The organism is Nocardia sp. NPDC041819 (assembly GCF_055590505.1).
The window spans coordinates 26,386-43,291 of sequence record NZ_JBVJAP010000023.1 but is presented as its reverse complement, the minus strand read 5'-3'; the positions used below and the strand labels follow the sequence as shown (position 1 = coordinate 43,291).

General features: G+C 70.9%; 15 protein-coding genes and 1 riboswitch. Of the genes, 5 read left to right on the top strand and 10 right to left on the bottom strand.

Going from position 1 to position 16,906, the window contains the following annotated elements:
• Window positions 1-2: 2 nt before the first annotated feature.
• From mraY to ACZ6DL_RS35220, 9 genes are all read right to left on the bottom strand, one after another.
• Complete coding sequence (gene mraY, locus ACZ6DL_RS35260) at window positions 3-1,079, bottom strand: phospho-N-acetylmuramoyl-pentapeptide-transferase (RefSeq protein WP_062977371.1); 1,077 nt, start codon at window positions 1,077-1,079, stop codon at window positions 3-5.
• Window positions 1,076-2,614, bottom strand: a complete 1,539-nt coding sequence (locus tag ACZ6DL_RS35255; RefSeq protein ID WP_466057755.1) for a UDP-N-acetylmuramoyl-tripeptide--D-alanyl-D-alanine ligase — start codon at window positions 2,612-2,614, stop codon at window positions 1,076-1,078. Before ACZ6DL_RS35255 ends, mraY begins: the two co-directional genes overlap by 4 nt.
• Entirely contained in the window at window positions 2,611-4,194 is a 1,584-nt protein-coding gene (locus ACZ6DL_RS35250) for a UDP-N-acetylmuramoyl-L-alanyl-D-glutamate--2,6-diaminopimelate ligase (protein ID WP_466057753.1), read from the bottom strand. The genes ACZ6DL_RS35255 and ACZ6DL_RS35250 overlap by 4 nt, the downstream gene beginning before the upstream one ends.
• Window positions 4,195-4,499: 305 nt before the next feature.
• Window positions 4,500-6,398, bottom strand: a complete 1,899-nt coding sequence (locus ACZ6DL_RS35245; RefSeq protein WP_466057751.1) for a peptidoglycan D,D-transpeptidase FtsI family protein — start codon at window positions 6,396-6,398, stop codon at window positions 4,500-4,502.
• Window positions 6,395-7,186 carry a cell division protein FtsL gene (ftsL, locus tag ACZ6DL_RS35240; protein ID WP_466057749.1) on the bottom strand — a complete coding sequence of 264 codons (792 nt, stop codon included), beginning with the start codon at window positions 7,184-7,186 and terminating at the stop codon, window positions 6,395-6,397. Before ftsL ends, ACZ6DL_RS35245 begins: the two co-directional genes overlap by 4 nt.
• A 127-nt stretch (window positions 7,187-7,313) precedes the next feature.
• Entirely contained in the window at window positions 7,314-8,288 is a 975-nt protein-coding gene (gene rsmH / locus ACZ6DL_RS35235; protein ID WP_466057747.1) for a 16S rRNA (cytosine(1402)-N(4))-methyltransferase RsmH, read from the bottom strand.
• Between the two features lie 186 nt (window positions 8,289-8,474).
• Window positions 8,475-8,906, bottom strand: coding sequence for a division/cell wall cluster transcriptional repressor MraZ (gene mraZ / locus ACZ6DL_RS35230; protein ID WP_039797118.1), 432 nt, complete (start codon window positions 8,904-8,906; stop codon window positions 8,475-8,477).
• Between the two features lie 402 nt (window positions 8,907-9,308).
• Window positions 9,309-9,719, bottom strand: a complete 411-nt coding sequence (locus ACZ6DL_RS35225) for a DUF3040 domain-containing protein (protein ID WP_466057788.1) — start codon at window positions 9,717-9,719, stop codon at window positions 9,309-9,311.
• A 221-nt stretch (window positions 9,720-9,940) separates the two neighbouring features.
• The gene (locus tag ACZ6DL_RS35220; RefSeq protein ID WP_466057745.1) at window positions 9,941-10,381 is read right to left on the bottom strand and encodes an SAV_6107 family HEPN domain-containing protein; all 441 of its coding nucleotides are present in this window, start codon (window positions 10,379-10,381) and stop codon (window positions 9,941-9,943) included.
• Between the two features lie 175 nt (window positions 10,382-10,556).
• On the opposite strand from ACZ6DL_RS35220, the gene ACZ6DL_RS35215 reads away from it, so the two are divergent.
• From ACZ6DL_RS35215 to ACZ6DL_RS35195, 5 genes are all read left to right on the top strand, one after another.
• Entirely contained in the window at window positions 10,557-11,168 is a 612-nt protein-coding gene (locus ACZ6DL_RS35215; RefSeq protein ID WP_062977533.1) for a GNAT family N-acetyltransferase, read from the top strand.
• Between the two features lie 7 nt (window positions 11,169-11,175).
• On the top strand, window positions 11,176-12,741 hold the full coding sequence (locus ACZ6DL_RS35210; RefSeq protein ID WP_466057743.1) for a phytoene desaturase family protein: 1,566 nt from the start codon (window positions 11,176-11,178) through the stop codon (window positions 12,739-12,741).
• Complete coding sequence (locus ACZ6DL_RS35205; protein ID WP_466057741.1) at window positions 12,738-13,604, top strand: carotenoid biosynthesis protein; 867 nt, start codon at window positions 12,738-12,740, stop codon at window positions 13,602-13,604. Before ACZ6DL_RS35210 ends, ACZ6DL_RS35205 begins: the two co-directional genes overlap by 4 nt.
• Before the next feature lie 194 nt (window positions 13,605-13,798).
• On the top strand, window positions 13,799-14,467 hold the full coding sequence (locus tag ACZ6DL_RS35200; protein WP_466057786.1) for an LppM family (lipo)protein: 669 nt from the start codon (window positions 13,799-13,801) through the stop codon (window positions 14,465-14,467).
• A gap of 35 nt (window positions 14,468-14,502) precedes the next feature.
• Entirely contained in the window at window positions 14,503-15,693 is a 1,191-nt protein-coding gene (locus ACZ6DL_RS35195) for a glycosyltransferase family 2 protein (RefSeq protein WP_466057739.1), read from the top strand.
• A gap of 3 nt (window positions 15,694-15,696) precedes the next feature.
• Here the strand turns inward: ACZ6DL_RS35195 and ACZ6DL_RS35190 are convergent, their stop codons facing one another.
• On the bottom strand, window positions 15,697-16,404 hold the full coding sequence (locus ACZ6DL_RS35190; RefSeq protein WP_466057738.1) for a hypothetical protein: 708 nt from the start codon (window positions 16,402-16,404) through the stop codon (window positions 15,697-15,699).
• 385 nt (window positions 16,405-16,789) lie between these two features.
• A riboswitch (SAM riboswitch) is annotated at window positions 16,790-16,883 on the top strand.
• Window positions 16,884-16,906: the final 23 nt, after the last annotated feature.

Below are 16,906 nucleotides of genomic sequence, written 5' to 3'. Positions count from 1 at the left end.
GTTCACCCGACCGCGGAGAGGTATTCGCTGTAGAACAGCCCGAGCCCGACCGCGGAGGCCATCGCGGCCAGCAGCCAGAACCTGATGATCACCGTCGTCTCGGCCCATTTGCTGAGCTCGAAGTGATGGTGGAACGGCGCCATCTTGAACAACCGGTTGCGCGTCGTGCGGAAGACCGCGACCTGCAACACCACCGAGGCGGTCTCGGCGACGAACAGCGCGCCGATCACGATCATCAGCAGCTCGGTGCGGGTGGTGATGGACAGGCCCGCCAGCAGGCCGCCGAGCGCGAGCGAACCGGTGTCGCCCATGAAGATCTTGGCGGGGGCGGCGTTCCACCACAGGAAGCCGACGCACGCCGCCGCGCCCGCGGCGCAGACCAGGGCGAGGTCCAGCGGATCGCGCACGTTGTAGCAGCCGGTCTCGGGCTTGGTCTCGCAGGCGTGGTAGTACTGCCAGAACGTGATGATCACGTAGCCGCCCAGCACCAGGCTCATCGATCCGGCGGCCAGCCCGTCGAGTCCGTCGGTGAGGTTCACCGCGTTCGACCAGGCGACGACCACGAAGCAGACGAAGACCAGGAACACGACCACGCCCATGGTCACCGTGCTGATGTCGCGCACGTAGGACAGGTGCCTGCTGGCGGGGGTCAGCCCGCTCCCGCCGCGGAACTGCAAGGCGAGAATACCGAAGATCACGGCCGCGGACAGCTGGCCGAGATACTTGCCCGCCGCGGTCAGACCAAGGTTGCGTTGCTTGCGGATCTTGATGAAGTCGTCGACGAAACCCACCGCGCCGAGCGCCGTGGCCAGGCCGAGCACCAGCAACGCCGACGCCGACGGCCCATCGGCGTCGTAGCCGATGCCGATCAGATGGGAGCCGAGGTAGCCGGCCCACATGCCGACCAGGATGGCGACGCCGCCCATCGTCGGGGTGCCGCGCTTGGCCTGGTGGCTGGCGGGACCGTCGACCCGGATCTCCTGCCCGAAGCCCTGCTTGGCGAACAAGCGGATGAGCAGCGGCGTCAGCAGGATCGAGACCGTCAGCGCGATCGCCGCGGCGAAGAGAATCTGTCTCATCCTGCTGCCTCCGTGTCCTGTCCCGCCCCGTTGTTCGCCGTGCCGCCGCGTGCGGTCACAGCGCCCGGGTCGGTCAGATGCTCGGCGACCTCCCAGAGGCCGACCGACTTCGATGCCTTGACCAGCACCACGTCGCCGGGGGCGACTTCCTTGTCCAGCAGTGCGATCGCCGCCTCGATGTCGGGTACGAGGATCGATTCCTCACCCCAGGACCCTTCCATCACCGCGCCTTGGTGCAGCGCGCGGGCGGGCCTTCCGGTGCCGACGACGACCACCCGGCTGACGTCCAGCCGCACCGCGAGCCGTCCGATGGCGTCGTGCTCGATGACGGATTCCTCGCCGAGCTCGGCCATCTCGCCGAGCACCGCCCAGCTGCGCCGCGGCGTGCCTGCCGCGCGGGCCATGCTCACCAGCGCTTTGAGCGCGGCGCGGACCGAATCCGGATTGGCGTTGTAGGAGTCGTTGACCACCGTGATCCCGTCCGCGGTGGTCCGCACGTCCATCCGGCGGGCGGACGCGGCGCGCGCACCGGACAGCGCCGCGGTGACGGTGTCGAGGTCCGCGCCGCATTCCAGCGCGACCGCGATCGCCGACAGCGCGTTGCCCACCTGGTGCTCGCCGTGCACGGCCAGGCGCACCGGGGCGCTGCCCACGGGCGTGTGCACGGTGAACTCGGCCCTAGCCTGGTCGTCGAGCCGGATGCCGGTGGCCCGCACCTGGGCGTTCGCGGCCTGGCCGACGGTCACCACCCGCGCCGACGTGCGCGAGGCCATCGCGGCGACCTGCGGATCGTCGGCGTTGAGCACTGCCAGCCCGGTCGGCGGCAACGCCTCGACCAGCTCGCCCTTGGTCTTCGCGATCGCCTCGCGGCTGCCGAACTCGCCCAGATGCGCGGTGCCGACGTTGAGCACCACCCCGATGCTCGGTGGCGCCACCTCGGCCAGCGCGGCGATGTGCCCCGGCCCGCGCGCGGACAGCTCGAGCACCAGGAAACGGGTGCCCGCGTCGGCACGCAACGCGGTCCACGGGTGGCCGAGTTCGTTGTTGAACGAACCCGGCGGCGCCACCACCGTGCCCAGCGGCGCCAGGACGGCGGCCAGCAGGTCCTTGGTGGAGGTCTTGCCGGACGAGCCGGTGACGCCCACGACGGTGAGTCCGCCCTCGGCGGCCAGACGCGACACGCTGGCGCGGGCCAGCGCGGCGAGGGCGGTCAGCACGGCGGCACCGGAACCATCCGAATCATGGCTGAGCGCAACCGAACTCGACGGCACGGCGCCGCGGGCGGGAGTGACGACGATGGCCGGCACGCCCACCGGCCGCGCCGCAAGCACCGCCACCGCGCCCGCGGCGATCGCCGCCTCCGCGTAGTCGTGGCCGTCGGAGCGCTCGCCCGGCAGCGCCAGGAACAGATCCCCGGAACCGATTCGACGCGAATCGAATTCGACCGCACCGGTCACTCGCACCTCCGGGTCTGCGACGTCGTGCAGCGTGCCGCCGACGACGTCCGCGATGTCCCGCAGTGTCATCTCGATCATGAAACCGTCAAGTCCTCCGCGTGGTTTCCTTGCGGACTGCGTCTTTCCAAGACGGCCGCGAGTACATCGCGGTCGTCGAACGGGTGCTTCACGCCCTGGATCTCCTGCCCTGCCTCATGTCCCTTGCCCGCGATCAGCACCGCGTCACCGGGGCGCGCCCATGCCACCGCGGCCGCGATGGCTTCCGCCCGGTCACCGATCTCCCGCACCTCGCCGCGTTCGGCCGCCGGGACCTCCAGCGCACCGGAGCGCACGGCGGCGCGGATGGCCGCCGGGTCCTCGGTGCGCGGGTTGTCGTCGGTGACGATCAGCAGGTCGGCGCCGCGCGCGCCCGCGGCGCCCATCAGCGGCCGCTTCGCCGCGTCCCGATCGCCGCCCGCGCCGACCACCACCGCGAGCCGTCCCGCGGTATCCGCCGCGAGATGCCCGCGCAGCGTGGCGATCACGGACTCCAGCGCCGCGGGCTTGTGCGCGTAGTCGACGATCGCCAGGAAGTCCTGCCCGCGCTCCACCCGCTGCATCCGGCCGGGCACGTCCACGGTCGCCAACGCGGGCGCCGCGACCGACGGCTCGACGCCCGCCGCGGCGCACACCGCCACCGCGAGCAGGCCGTTGGCGACGTTGTAGTGGCCGGGAAGCCGCAGGCGCACGGGAATTTCCCCCTGCGGACCCGCCGCGGTGAAGTCTTGTTCGCCGCCGTGCGCCGACACCGCCCCGGTGACGCTCCAGGCTGCGGTGCGGGTGGTCGAGACGGTGACGGGGTTCGCCAGACCGGCGGCCAGCCGCCGCCCCCACTCGTCGTCCACGCAGACCACGGCGGTGCGCGCCGCGACCGGCGAATCCGGTTCGAACAGCTTACGTTTGGCGGCGAAGTAGTCCTCGAAGTCGGCGTGGAAGTCGAGGTGGTCCTGGGACAGGTTGGTGAACGCGCCCACCGCGAAACGCACCCCGTCCACCCGGCCCAGCGTCAGCGCGTGGCTGGACACCTCCATCACCACCGCGTCCACGCCCTGCTCGACCATCAGTGCGAACATCGCGTGCAACTGCGGCGCCTCGGGGGTGGTCAGCGCGCTTGGCACCCGCCTGCCGCCGATCCTGGTCTCGATGGTGCCGATCAGCGCGGTGGACAGCCCCGCGGCGGCCAGACCCGCCTCCACCAGATAGGAGGTGGTGGTCTTGCCCGAGGTCCCGGTGATCCCGACGATGCGCAACCGCTCGGACGGATTGCCGTAGATCGTCGCCGACAGCTCGCCGAGTACGGCCCTGGGGTTCTCCCGCACCAGCACCGGCACCCCGAGCGGCCCCGCCAGCTCCGCGCCCGCCGCGTCGGTCAGCACCGCGACCGCGCCCTGGGCGACCGCATCCCGCGCGAAACGCGCGCCGTGCGCGCGGGCGCCGGGCAGCGCGGCGAACAGGTCACCGGGGAGCACCGCATCCGAGCGCTGCTCGATGCCGGTGACCGACACACCGTGTACAGCCGATTCGGGGCTCGTCGCGGCCCCGATGACGGCGGCCAGCGACGCCAGCGGCGTTGACGGCGAATGCTCTGGCCGCAATGCGCGCGGTTGACCGGACTGCACAGAAACCAGGCTCCTTTCGGGGGCGGTGATCGACGTGTCAGGTTACCGGCGACCGGTCACGGCGGGACCATGCGCCCCATCGCAAACCCGGGGAGGTCGCCCACCGCACCCTACGGGCTCGCCCACCCGGTCCGGACCGCGCCACGCGGCGCCCGGACGCCACCGGGTGAGGACGCGGCGCACACGGCGGTCCGCCGCGTGCCCTCGCTCCTCGAACACCGCACTCACCTGCTGTTTCCTCCGCACGGATCCGATCTCTTCGCTACCGCTCGCACACCCCGGTCACACCGGCCCGGAAAGCTCGATCACCCCGCCTGCAGGACGAATTGCCTGGACGGCTGCGCGGACGGCGGAATACGGTCGCGCTGCAACGCCCAGGAGGCGATGTTGTGGAACAGCGGAGCGACCGAACCGCCGCCGGAGCCGTCGGAACTGCGGACGGGCGCGTCGAGCATGAGCCCGATCACGTACCGCGGATTGTCCGCGGGGACCATGCCCGCGAACGTGATCCAGAACGACGACGTGGAGTAGCACCGGCAATTCCGGTCCACCTTCTGCGCGGTCCCGGTCTTGCCCGCCACCTGGTAGCCGGTGATGGCCGCGGGCCATCCGGTGCCGTTCTGGTTGGCGTTCATCGGGTCACGCTGCACCACCGCCTGGAACATCGTCCGCAACGTGGCGGCGGTCTGCTTGCTCACCACCCGCACGCCGTCCGGCTGGGTCTCCTCGCTCCGGGTGCCGTCCGGCGCGATCTTCGCGCGCACGATCCGGGGCGGGATGCGGACGCCGTCGTTGGCTATCGCCTGGTACATGCCGGCCATCTGCAGCGTTGTCATCGAAAGGCCCTGCCCGATCGGGAGATTCGCGAAGGTACCACCGGACCACTGATCGCGGTCGGGCATCAGGCCCGCGCTCTCGCCCGGCAGGCCGATGCCGGTGCGCTGGCCGAGCCCGAACCGATGCGCCATGTCGGCGAAGTGGTCCTCGCCCACGCGCTGCGCGAGCATCAGCGTGCCCACATTGGAAGACCTGCCGAAAATGCCCGTGGTCGTATAGGGCTCGACGCCGTGCGCCCAGGCGTCGTGCACGGTGACGCCCGCCATCTGGATGGCGCCGGGCACCTGATGCACCTCGTCCGGATCGGTCAGGCCGTATTCGATGGCCGCGGCGGCCGTGACGATCTTGTTCACCGAGCCCGGCTCGAACACGTCCGTCACCGACGGGTTGCTCAGCTGGGCATTTGCCCACTTCTGCGGGCCGAGGCCGGGGTTGAAGGTGTTGTCGTTGGCCATCGCCAGGACCTGCCCGGTCTTGGCGTCCAAGACGACGGCCGAAGCGGAACCCGCGCCGGACACGTCCTTGGCCTGCTGCACCTGCTGCTGCACGTAGTACTGCAGATCCGAGTCCAGGGTGAGTTCGACGGCGGACCCGTTGACCGCGGGCTGTTCGTCACGCCAGCTGCCGGGGATGACCGCGCCGTCGGAACCGCGATCGTAGGTGTGTGATCCGTCCGTGCCGGCCAGCGCCGAGTCCAGCGAGGACTCGAGCCCGACCTGCCCGTGACCGTCCCAGCCGACGGCGCCGACGACGTTCGCCGCCAGCGACCCGCCGGGATACACCCGCGGGCTCTGCTGGTCGGCGCCCACTTGCGGGAACTTCTCGGTGATCTCGTCCGCGATCCGGGGATCCACGTTCTGGGCGAGGAATACGAATTGCTCGTCGCTGTTCAGCTTCGCGAGCAGGTCCGCTTCCGCGGGCGCGTCTTTGCCGAGTTTCTCGTGGATGGTGCGCGCGATGTCGCGCAACCGCTGGGCCGGATCGGGCGCCTTGTCGCTTTTGGCCTTGGCGTCCGCCAGCTCCTTGCGGACGGCGACCGGCCGGAAGTGCAGGGCTTTGGCCGAGACGGTGAAGGCCAGCGCCTTGCCGTTGCGGTCGTTGATCGGCCCGCGGATCGCCGGGTCGGGCTGATGGGTGGTGCGCTGGCTGGCCGCCTGGGCGGACAGTCCAGGCGCGGCGATGCTCTGCACCCACAGCAATTGCATCGTGACCACCGCGAGCGCGACGAGCATGACCACCCGGCCGACGCCGAGACGCAACCGGAGCGGACCGTCCGGGACAGCTTTGGTCGAGGGCCGCTGCCTGCCCGCGGCGCGCGGCGCCGCAGGCCCACGTCGCCGGCGCGGCGCGGGCCTGGGATGCGTCACTGCGGCACTCCGTCGGGCGCCGGCTCCGGCGCGGGCGCTGCTTCCGGCTGCGGCGAAGCCGCTTCCGCGGGCGGCTGGGGCGCAGCGGCCTGCGGCGCCGCGGTCGGTTCGGGCTGCGGCGTGACGGCCGCCGCGGACGACGTCGGGACCGGGCCTGCCGGCGCGGGCGCCGCGTTCACCTGAGCGTTGTTCTGCGGCCCGCTGTTCGGACGGCCCGGCACCGGGGCACCGGGCGTGGTGGTGACCGGTACCACCCGCTCCCCCTGCGGCGAGCGCGCCGAAGGCCCGGCGTTCAGCGGCGGCACCGGAGTGCCCTCGGCCGGGGTGGGCTTGCCGATCACCGTGACCGAGCCGTCCGGCCCGATCAACAGGCGGGCCGGGTCCTTGGCGGGGATCATCCCCAGCTCCCGCGCGCGCAGCGCCAGTTCCGGGGCCGAATCGGCGACCTCGACCTCGCGCTGCAGCGCCGCGCGCTCGTCGGCCAGCCGCCGATTCGTCGCCCGCGCGTCACCGAGCTGATAGCTGTCCTCGGCGGCACGGGTGGTCAGCAGCAAGGTGAGCGCGAGGCCGCAGCCGAGCAGAACGAGGATGGCCGTGACGAACGGAATGCGCGCGGCCATCGCCGAGCGCCGCACGGTGGGCAGAAACGTGGTGTCCGAACCGGTTTCGGCGCGCATGCGCCGCTTCGCGTAGGCGCGCTGCGCCGCGCCGGATTTCACCCGCTCGGCATCCTGAACCCGCCGGGCGACCCGGCTCGGCGCTTCGACGGTCCGCGTCCGCACGCTCATCGATTCCCCTCCTGTGTCCTCCCGGGACGCCGGATCAGCACAGCGCGCCGCTGTCTCATCCGGCCTCCGACATCGCTGCGGGACATCCGCACCCGACCGGCGCGACGCGGCGCCGGGCACTGCTCGATCACCGCGCCTCCTGGATCCGCTCGGCGGCGCGCATGCGTACCGGCGCCGCCCGCGGGTTGTCTTCGATCTCCTGCTCGGTCGCCTTCTCCGCTCCGCGGGTCAGCATCCGGAACTCCGGTCCCATGCCGGGGAGCTCGACCGGCAGGTCCACCGGTGTCCTCGACGCGGTGTGCGCGACGAACTCGTGCTTGACCACCTTGTCCTCCAGTGACTGGTAGGACATGACGACGATGCGGCCGCCCACGCGCAGCGCGGCGAGTGCGGCGGGCAGCGCGGCTCGCAACGAGTCGAGTTCCCCGTTGACCTCCACCCGCAGCGCTTGGAATGTGCGCTTGGCAGGATGCCCGCCGGTGCGGCGTGTCGCGGCGGGGATCGTGGCGTACAGCAGCTCCACCAGCTCCGCGCTTGTACTGAACGGTTTGATCCGGCGGCGGCGGATCACCTCGGAGGCGATCCGGCCTGCGAAGCGTTCCTCGCCGTAGGTCTTCAGCACCCGGGCCAGGTCGCCGTGGCTGTAGGTGTTCAGCACGTCGGCGGCGGTGAGTCCGCTGGTCGGGTCCATCCGCATGTCCAGCGGGGCGTCCACGGAGTAGGCGAAGCCGCGATCGGCCTCGTCCAGCTGCATCGAGGAGACCCCGAGGTCCATCAGGATCGCCGAGACCGAACCAGTGGCGGACAGGCCTGCCTCGGACAGCGCGTCGGAGATACCGTCATAGCGGGTGTGCACCAGCGTGATTCGATCCGCGAACGGCGCGAGCCGCTCACCGGCCAGCTTCAAGGCAGTGGTGTCGCGGTCGAGACCGACCAGGTGGATGTCCGGGTAGGTGCTCAGGAAGTGCTCGGCGTGACCACCGAGACCGAGCGTCGCGTCGACGTAGACCGCGCCGGGCTCGGCCAAGGCCGGACCGAGCAGCGCGTCGGCTCGCTCGAGCAGAACCGGAACATGGCGGGGACCGCGCTGTTCACGGTTCACCTCGACCTCCCGGAGTCCTGCCTCGCGTCGTCGCGCACCGCCACACGGGTCGCCTTGATACAGAGTGCTTTCGATACGGATTACGAATGCCCCGGGGTCTCTGACCGAACTCCGGCACCTGGCGTCGGGGAAGTACGTCAGGGTCCGCGTCCGGGCAGAGACCGCGTGGCACTCGTGCGCCCGCGGCTAGAAGATTCCGCCCAGCGACTCGTCTCTGGCTTGCGAAAAGTCCTCCTCGTGCTCGGCGAGGTAGGACTCCCACGCCTGCTTGTCCCAAATCTCCAGGAAGTCGACCGAACCGATCACCACGCAATCCCTTTGCAGGTTGGCGTAGCGACGATGATCGGCGGACAACACGATCCGGCCCTGCGCGTCCGGACGTTGCTCGTCCGTTCCGGCCGCGAGTGCCCGGACGAAAGCACGGGCCTGCGGGTTGCTTCGAGACGCGGCCGCGGCACGCCGGGCGAGCGCGGTGAACTCCTCTTTCGGGTACACGGCAAGGCTGTGGTCCTGCCCCTTCGTGACCATCAACCCTCCCGCCAGATCGTCTCGAAACTTCGCAGGCAACGTGAGTCGCCCTTTGTCGTCCAAGCGAGGTGTATAGGTACCGAGAAACAACTCGATACCTCCCTAACGATCACCTCGATGGTCGGCCCTTCAGTACTGCGCGCTCCACATTACCCCACTTTCCCCCACTTTCAATCGAAACAGGCGGTGATCTGGCTCCCGACCCAGACGATTACGCAGGTCACCCCAGCTATCACCGCCGTGGAGAACTTTCGCGAGTTCTGCCGACACGCGCCACCCCCCGGGACAAACGCCCGAAAACACCCAGCAAACGCTCTGATGCACCCGGAGAGGGGGCGCGGTGGGGGAAGTCTGTGGGGAGGTGTGGGGGAAAGGGGAAGTCCGGTTCGAAGATCATCCGTGCGGCGATCGGACACACACGCGAACCGGCGACGCCGCACCATCGCGGTGCGGCGTCGCCGGTTCTACTGAAGTTGTCAGGCTACGGGCGAGCTATTCCTGCTCGAACCGCCGCCGGAAGCGATCCTCCATGCGCTCGGAGAAACCGCCCGATTTCCGCTGCCGGCCCCGCCCGCCCGAACCGGAGGGCGCTTGAGCGCCGGACCGATCGTTCTTGGCGGTGTTCTTCGAGGTGCCGAGCAACAGGAGTACACCGGCGCCGAACATCACGATGAATCCGATCAGGCTGATGATCGGGAAGCCGCCGGGCTTCACGGGCGCGGCGATGCCCGCGACGAGGAGAAAGAGGCCGAGGACGAACAACGCCGCGGCCTGGAGTCTGCGACGACTCGAGGTCGAACGTAGCCGTCCGCCGCGGACGGATGAGGCGAACTTGGGATCCTCAGCATAGAGAGCGCTCTCGATCTGTTCGAGCATGCGCTGCTCGTGCTCGGAGAGTGGCACGGTACCTCCCCCGGCACTAGGACGTGGCTGTCGCCTCCGGGTAGGCGACAGATAGCCGACCTTGGCGGCCATCTGTCACCAATGATACGAGTTCGATCAGGGCCAGACCACCTTATGTGCGCAGTCGGACGTAGTCCGTCCTCAGAACGCGCACGGCCGCAGCGAAGGCGGAGGTACGCCTTATGTGCGCAGTCGGACGTAGTCCGTCTTCAGGCCGATAATCAAGCGGTCATGCCGCCGGTCACTCCCGGGGCGGGCCGCAACCGAGCCGACGCCGCGAGGAGGTCTTCCACGTCATGGAGGAATGCCGCCACCCGCGAAGAGAACTCGTCCGCCTCGTGTTCGTCGACATTCCGGTCCAGCCCCGCCTCCAGCGCCGCCCGGGTCTCCGAGCGGGCGCTGAAGTAGTCGGCCCACATCACGAATTCCGGCGCGGCGCGCTGCATCAGCACCCACGCGTTGCGCGAGCGCGCCCGGGGGGCGGCATCGGCGCCCGTGAGCGCGATCACCGCGCCCGCGCCGCGCAGCGCGGCGAGGTAGGCGGTGCGGAACCGCTCCCGCGGATCCCGCTCCCCCGCCGCCTGCATGAGCAACCCGTCCGCGCGCTCCAGCAACTTGCCGGCCCGGCCGGGCCGGCCCGGATGTTCCACTCGACCAGACATCACATCGCCGTCCCTCCACCATCGCGTACCTTGGCCCGTATCCCGTACTGGAGGCGGGGTCCCCCACCGCTTTCCAGCACCACCCGGACCGAACAGGTATTCGAACGTTTGAATTGAGCTTCAATATAGAGACGCCCACCGACAAACTTCCGCGTCCGCGCGACCGACGAGAGCCATGACCGCCGTCAAGCCCAATCACACTCCCGCACCCGCCGTCATCGATCTCTCGGTGGCGGCTCTGCGCTCCCGGCTGCACGACGCGCTGGCGGTCTACGTGGCCGCCATGGACTATCCGCGCGGGACCGAGAACCATCGCGCGCCGATGTGGACCGAGCACACCACCCGGCCCGGCTGGCAGGCGGTCGCCGCGGTGCTGCCCGACGACTCCGGCCGGATCGATCTGCGCCACGCGCCGATCGTGGCGATCGCCTACGGCTATCGCGGCGCCGCCCACCAGTGGTGGCACCAGCAGGTGCACAGCGGGATGCGGCGCTCGGGCTGGCCGGAACACTCCGCGCGCGAATTGCTGTCGGACTACTTCGAGCTCACCGAGCTGCATGTGCATCCCGCCGCGCAGGGTCGCGGCATCGGCGGCACACTGCTGGAACGGCTGCTGCGCGACCGCACCGAGCGCGCCGTGCTGCTGTCGACGCCCGAGGTCACCGGCGAGGACAATCGCGCATGGCGGCTGTACCGCAGGCAGGGATTCACCGACGTGGTCCGGAATTTCGTGTTCGCGGGCGACAACCGTCCGTTCGCGATTCTCGGCAGGCGGCTGCCGCTGTGAGGGTCACGTGACAGTGGTCGTCGTCGGCTCGGGCCACAACGCCTTGGTCGCCGCGTGCTATCTCGCCCGCGCCGGACACGAGGTGGAGGTGCTCGAACGCGACGACGTCCTCGGCGGCGCGGTGTCGACGGTCGAGCGGTTCCCCGGCCATCGGGTCGATCGCGGCTCGTCGGCGCACATCATGATCCGCCACACCGGCATCGTCGAGGAACTCGAACTCGACCGCTTCGGTCTGCGATACATCGACTGCGACCCATGGGGTTTCACGCCCGCGCACGCGGGCCGCTCCGCGATCGTGTTCCATCGCGACCTGGAAGCGACCTGCGCGTCGATCGCGGCGGCTTGCGGCCCGCGGGACGCGGCCGCCTACCGCCGGTTCGTGCGGACGTGGGGTCCGCGCAGCGCCCGGGTGATGCGGGCCTTCGGCGGCGGACCGACGCCGGGACGGCTGGTGCGGTCGTTCTGGGGACTGGACGCGAAGGACGGCGGCAGCGCTCTGTCGCGGGAATTCCTGCAATCCGGTGACGCGCTGCTGGACGCCTGCTTCGACGACGAACGGTTGAAGGCGTCGCTGGCGTGGTTCGGCGCCCAATCCGGGCCGCCGATGTCCGAGCCGGGCACCGCGCCGATGGTGGGCTTCGCCGCGCTCATGCACACCCTGCCGCCGGGGCGCGCGGTCGGCGGCAGCGGGGCGCTGACCACGGCCCTGGTCGCGCGGCTGCGCTCCGACGGCGGGGTGGTGACCGCGGGCGACGCGGCGTCCGCGCTGCGCCGCGACGGAGACCGCTGGCGGGTGCGCACCGCCTCGGGCCGAGACCTGCGCGCGGACATCGTGATCGCGGGCTGCCATGTGCAGACGACGCTGGAGCTGCTGCGCGACGGTGGCTTCGACGGCGCGGTGCTCGACGACTGGCGCAGGCGCATCCGCGTCGGTCCCGGCATCGGGATGGTGGTGCGCGCCGCCACGTCGGCGCTGCCCCGCTACCCCGGCAGCCCGATCGAGCATTCCGCCCACGGCCTGCAATTCCTGGTGTCCGACCGCGCGCAGTTGCGCCGTGCGCACGGTGCGGCGCTGGCCGGGGACCTGCCGCCGCGACCGGTCGTCCTGGCGATGAGCTTCAGCGCACTGGACCCGACCATCGCGCCGCCCGGTGAGCATCAGTTGTCGCTGTGGGCGCAGTGGCACCCGTACCGCCTGGCCTCCGGCGCCGACTGGTCCGATCTCGCGCGGCAGGAAGGCGACCGGATCATCGCCGAAGTGGAGTCCTACGCACCCGGTTTCGCGGAGACGGTGTTGCGCGGGCATGTGCAGACGCCGGTGGATCTGGAGCGCGAACTCGGGCTCGTCGGCGGCAACGTCATGCACGTGGAGATGTCGCTGGACCAGATGATGCTGTGGCGACCGCTGCCCGAGCTGGCGGGGCAGCGGGTGCCCGGCGCGCGAGGGCTGTATCTGACGGGCGCGTCCACCCATCCCGGCGGCGGTGTCTCCGGCGCGAGCGGCCGCACGGCCGCCGCCCTCGCACTGCGCGACCTGCACCGGCGCGGGCTGTCCCGGTGGCTTCGACGATGACGGACTCGGGCGACCCGCCTGCCCCGGCGGTACCCACCGCGCCCGATCACTCCACAGGCCTGCTGTCCGGCTATCGCTCGGCGAGCTTTCTGCTGCCCCTCGTCCTCGTGGCGCTGACGATCGTCGCGCAGATCGGGTATCCGCTGACCACGGGCGGTGGGCGCGACCGCATCACCGTCGCGGTCGTACTGCTGTGCACCGGCGCCGCGCTGGCGCACGCGACGGCGACCAGGGGATTGCGCTACGCCGTCGGTTTTCTGACCATCGTCTCCGGCATCGGGCTCGCGGCGGAGGTGATCGGCACCGCGACCGGCATCCCGTTCGGCTGCTACGAGTACGCGACCGACCGGCTCGGACCGGCCTTGCTCGAGGTGCCGTTGATCGTCCCGCTGGCCTGGACCGGCGGGATGTATCCGGTGTGGGTGGTGGCCGGGATGCTGTCGCGGCGCACGATCACCCGACTCGGGTGGACGGCGGTCGGCGCGGTGGGCTGGGACCTGTTCCTCGATCCGCAGATGGTGGCCGACGGGCAGTGGACCTGGTGTGACCTCCATTCCGGACTGCCCGGCCTCGACTGGATTCCGCTGACGAATTACCTGGGCTGGTTCGGCGTGGCGCTCGTGATGGCCGCGGTGCTCGCGGTCTGGGAGCGGGCGGCGCCGGATCCCGTGCGGACGCCGCGATCGCACCACCGCGCGATCGCGCTCACCGTTCCGGTGGCCTTGTTCCTGTGGACCTGGCTCGGATCGGCGCTGGCCCACGCGGTGTTCCTCGACCTTCCCTCCTCGGCGGGATACGGCTTCGCCGGTATGGGTCTGCTGGGCGCTCCCCTGCTGGTCGCCCTGGCTCGCGCGCGCCGCTGACCCGCCGCCGCGTCCCGCGCCCGGCGCGCCGACGCGCGCTGCGACTGGCGCGTTTCATTCCGGGCGGCAGGCCTGGCACGATGTCACCCGTGCAGCCGAGTCCCGTCATCACGAAGCCCGATGCCCCGGACCTCCCGCAGCGGCGGGCCCCACGCCGCGGCGCGCGTGTCGCGTCGGTGGTCCTGCTCGCGGCGATGCTGGTGCCGATGCTCGCGGGCTGCCTGCGGGTGCAGGTCTCGATGGGGGTCTCGTCCAACGACCGGGTGTCCGGCCGGATCGTCGCCGCCGTGGTGCCCGCCGACGCCGGGGACAAGGGTCCACAGCTGAAGGCGCCCGAGACGCTGGCGGCCAAGTTGCGAGTGGAGCCGTACGCCCAGGACGGCTACACCGGCAGCCAGGTGTTCTTCGAGGACCTGTCCTTCGGTGATGTGCAGCAGCTCGGCCAGCTGTCCGAGCAGACCCAGGGCATGTTCCAGTTGCAGTTCCAGCGCACCGGCGACCTGGTCAGCCTGAGCGGGCGGGTCGATCTGAAATCGCTGCCGCCGCACGGCTCCGACGTGCAGTTGACCATCGCATTCCCGGCCCGCGTCGCCAAGACCAACGGCAGCCGCGAGGGCGACAACGTCGTCTCCTGGAAACTGCCGCCCGGCGAAGTCTCCAGGCCGCAGGCCGAGGTCAGCTACGCCGACCCGAACACCCGCTCGTTCGCGGGCTGGGCGGGCATCGCGGGCGGCATCACGCTCGCGGTGGCCGCCATCGTCGCGGCGATGGCGTACATGGACCGCAACCCCGCCGCGCCCGGCGCGCCGGAAGTCGGCTTCTCCCTGAGCCGCTGGTGGCGCTCGGTGACGCAGAATCGCTGAGCGGCAGGTCGGTGCGCCGGGATAGCGTGGCCCACATGGTGAGTGCCGACCTGCCGAAGACGTTGCGCGCGAACTCGATCCTGCCGACCTTCGCCACCGCGGTGGCGGCGCTCGGCGCGGGCATCGCGCTATACAACCGCATCACCGTGCAGAGGCTGACGAATGCCCCGACGACGGTGATCGAACCCGTCACCGTCTGCGTTCCGGCGCGCAACGAGGCCGACCGGCTGCCCGCCCTGATCGGTGACCTGCGCGCGCAGGTGGGCGTACCGCGCCTCGCGGTGCGCATCCTCGACGACGCGTCCACCGACGACACCGGCGCCGCGGCACGAGCGGCGATCGGCGACGACGCGCGTTTCACCCTGCTGCGCACCGAGTCCGATCCGGTCGCCGGCTGGACCGGAAAGGCCGCCGCCTGCGTCCGGCTGGCGGAGGAGGTGTCGACGCCGGTGCTGATCTTCCTGGACGCCGACGTGCGGCTGGCCCCCACGGCGCTCGCCGCGGCGGTCGGCGCGCTGCGTACGCGCTCAGCCGCGCTGGTCTCGCCCTGGCCCCTGCAAGTGGCCGATTCCGTGGCGGAAGCCGTGGTGCAGCCTCTGCTGTGCTGGTCGTGGGCCTCGACGCTGCCGATCGCCGTGGCCGACCGGAGCCTGCGACCCGCCACGGCGGTGGCCTGCGGCCAGTTCCTCGTGTTCGACAACGCCGCCTACCGCGCGGTCGGCGGCCACACGGCCGTGGCCGGGAGCGTCACCGAGGACCTCGACATCGCCCGTACGCTGCGGCGAGCCGGTCACGCCACCGCTCTGGTGGCCGCCGGCGAGTTGGCCCGCACCAGGATGTATCGCGGCGCCGCCGACCTGGACGCGGGCTACACCCGCTGGCTCTGGTCGGCCTACGACGGCACGATCGCGGGCGGAGCGGCGGTGGGACTTGTTGCGGCCCTTGCCTATTGGGTACCGCCCGCGGCTGCCGTGCTCGGCAGGGGCGCAATCCGCCGGACGGGCGCGATCGGCTGGCTCGCCGCCGTCGCCGGGCGCCTGCTGGCCCGCTCGACCGAGACCGGCGGCCCGCTGGGACGCGCGGACGTGCCCGCCGCCCTCGCGCATCCGGTATCGGTGGCGGCGTATCTGCTGCTGTGGGGGCGTTCGCACCGGGCCCGCCGACGCGGCACGGCGCACTGGAAGGGGCGTTCGCTCCCAGGAGCGGCGCCGCGCCGCGACAGCTGAATCTCACGGGACCGCGGTGATTCCGACCGTCGGCAGGAAGAAGCAGGACTTGGCGCCGTTCTGCACCGTGCCGAACACCGCGGCGAGAACGGTGCCCTTGCCGGTGTCCACCGGGACCGCCCGCACCCCGCCCATGGGGAGGGCCGCGATGAGGAAGTCCCGGATCGCCTGCTCGGCCACCGGCCGCTGGTCCGCGGGAACGGCAGCGGGGATCATCGTGCGGGCGATGTCGGCCAGCGGTCCCATGGCGGCCGTTCCGCTGCGTCCGTTGCTCAGATTGAGCCAGGCCACCTGCATTCCCGCGGTGTTCGCGCCGTCCGGCCCGAGGCCGTAGGGCACGAAGGTGAACATGGCTTGCCCGGCCTTGACGGCGCTGAGGTCCAGTCCGGGAAGCTGCACGGTGTTCTTCGGCCACGGCCCGGGTATGGCTCCGGCCACCGCGGGCGCCAGCCCGGCCGTGGTGTTGTCGAGGCAGAACGCCGACGCGCTCGGGTACGCGAACGGCTGGATACCGAGCGCGCGCAGCGCGTCGAGCGCGGTTTGATAGGCGCCGAACAGGTCACCGGGGGCGGCGATCGGCGCGGAGAGATCGGAGAACGCGGGAATCGTGGCATCCGGAGCCGCGAACGCGGCACCCGGCCCGGCAAACGCGAGGGCGACCGAACAGGTCGCGACAGCGGACAATTGGGTCAGACGACGCAAAATGATCACGAAACCTCCTCATCGGCGGAACGATCGAGGGGCACAGTACTCCGGCAAACGGCTCCAACAGCACGGATTGGGTACAGCAATTTCGCGGCGAGTCTCGTTTGCCCGAAAACAGGCTTCCGCGTGGCCGACCCGCGTTCCCCAGCCCTGGCGATACCCGTATGCTGCATCGGACCGCCGTCATCCGGCGCTGGATGCCCGTCCGCGAGGACGCGACAGGCTCGCACCGCCCCCGACGCAGCAGCGCACATCTGGTTACTACAAAGACCCGATCGACTGGCGTGGACAAGGTCTACGCTCACGCTGATTACTTCTCTTGTTCCAGCCTTCCCTTGCTGGGCATCATGATTCGGCTCGCCCCTGACATCGGTTGACAGGGGGTCGGCGCCAACCATCCAGAGCGACCGAGAGACCTGGCTCGTCGACGTCGCAGCAACCCCCCGGTCACCGGGTGCGGGTGCTTCCGCCGGGACCGATGGAGGAACCGAAGTGATCATCGAGGACC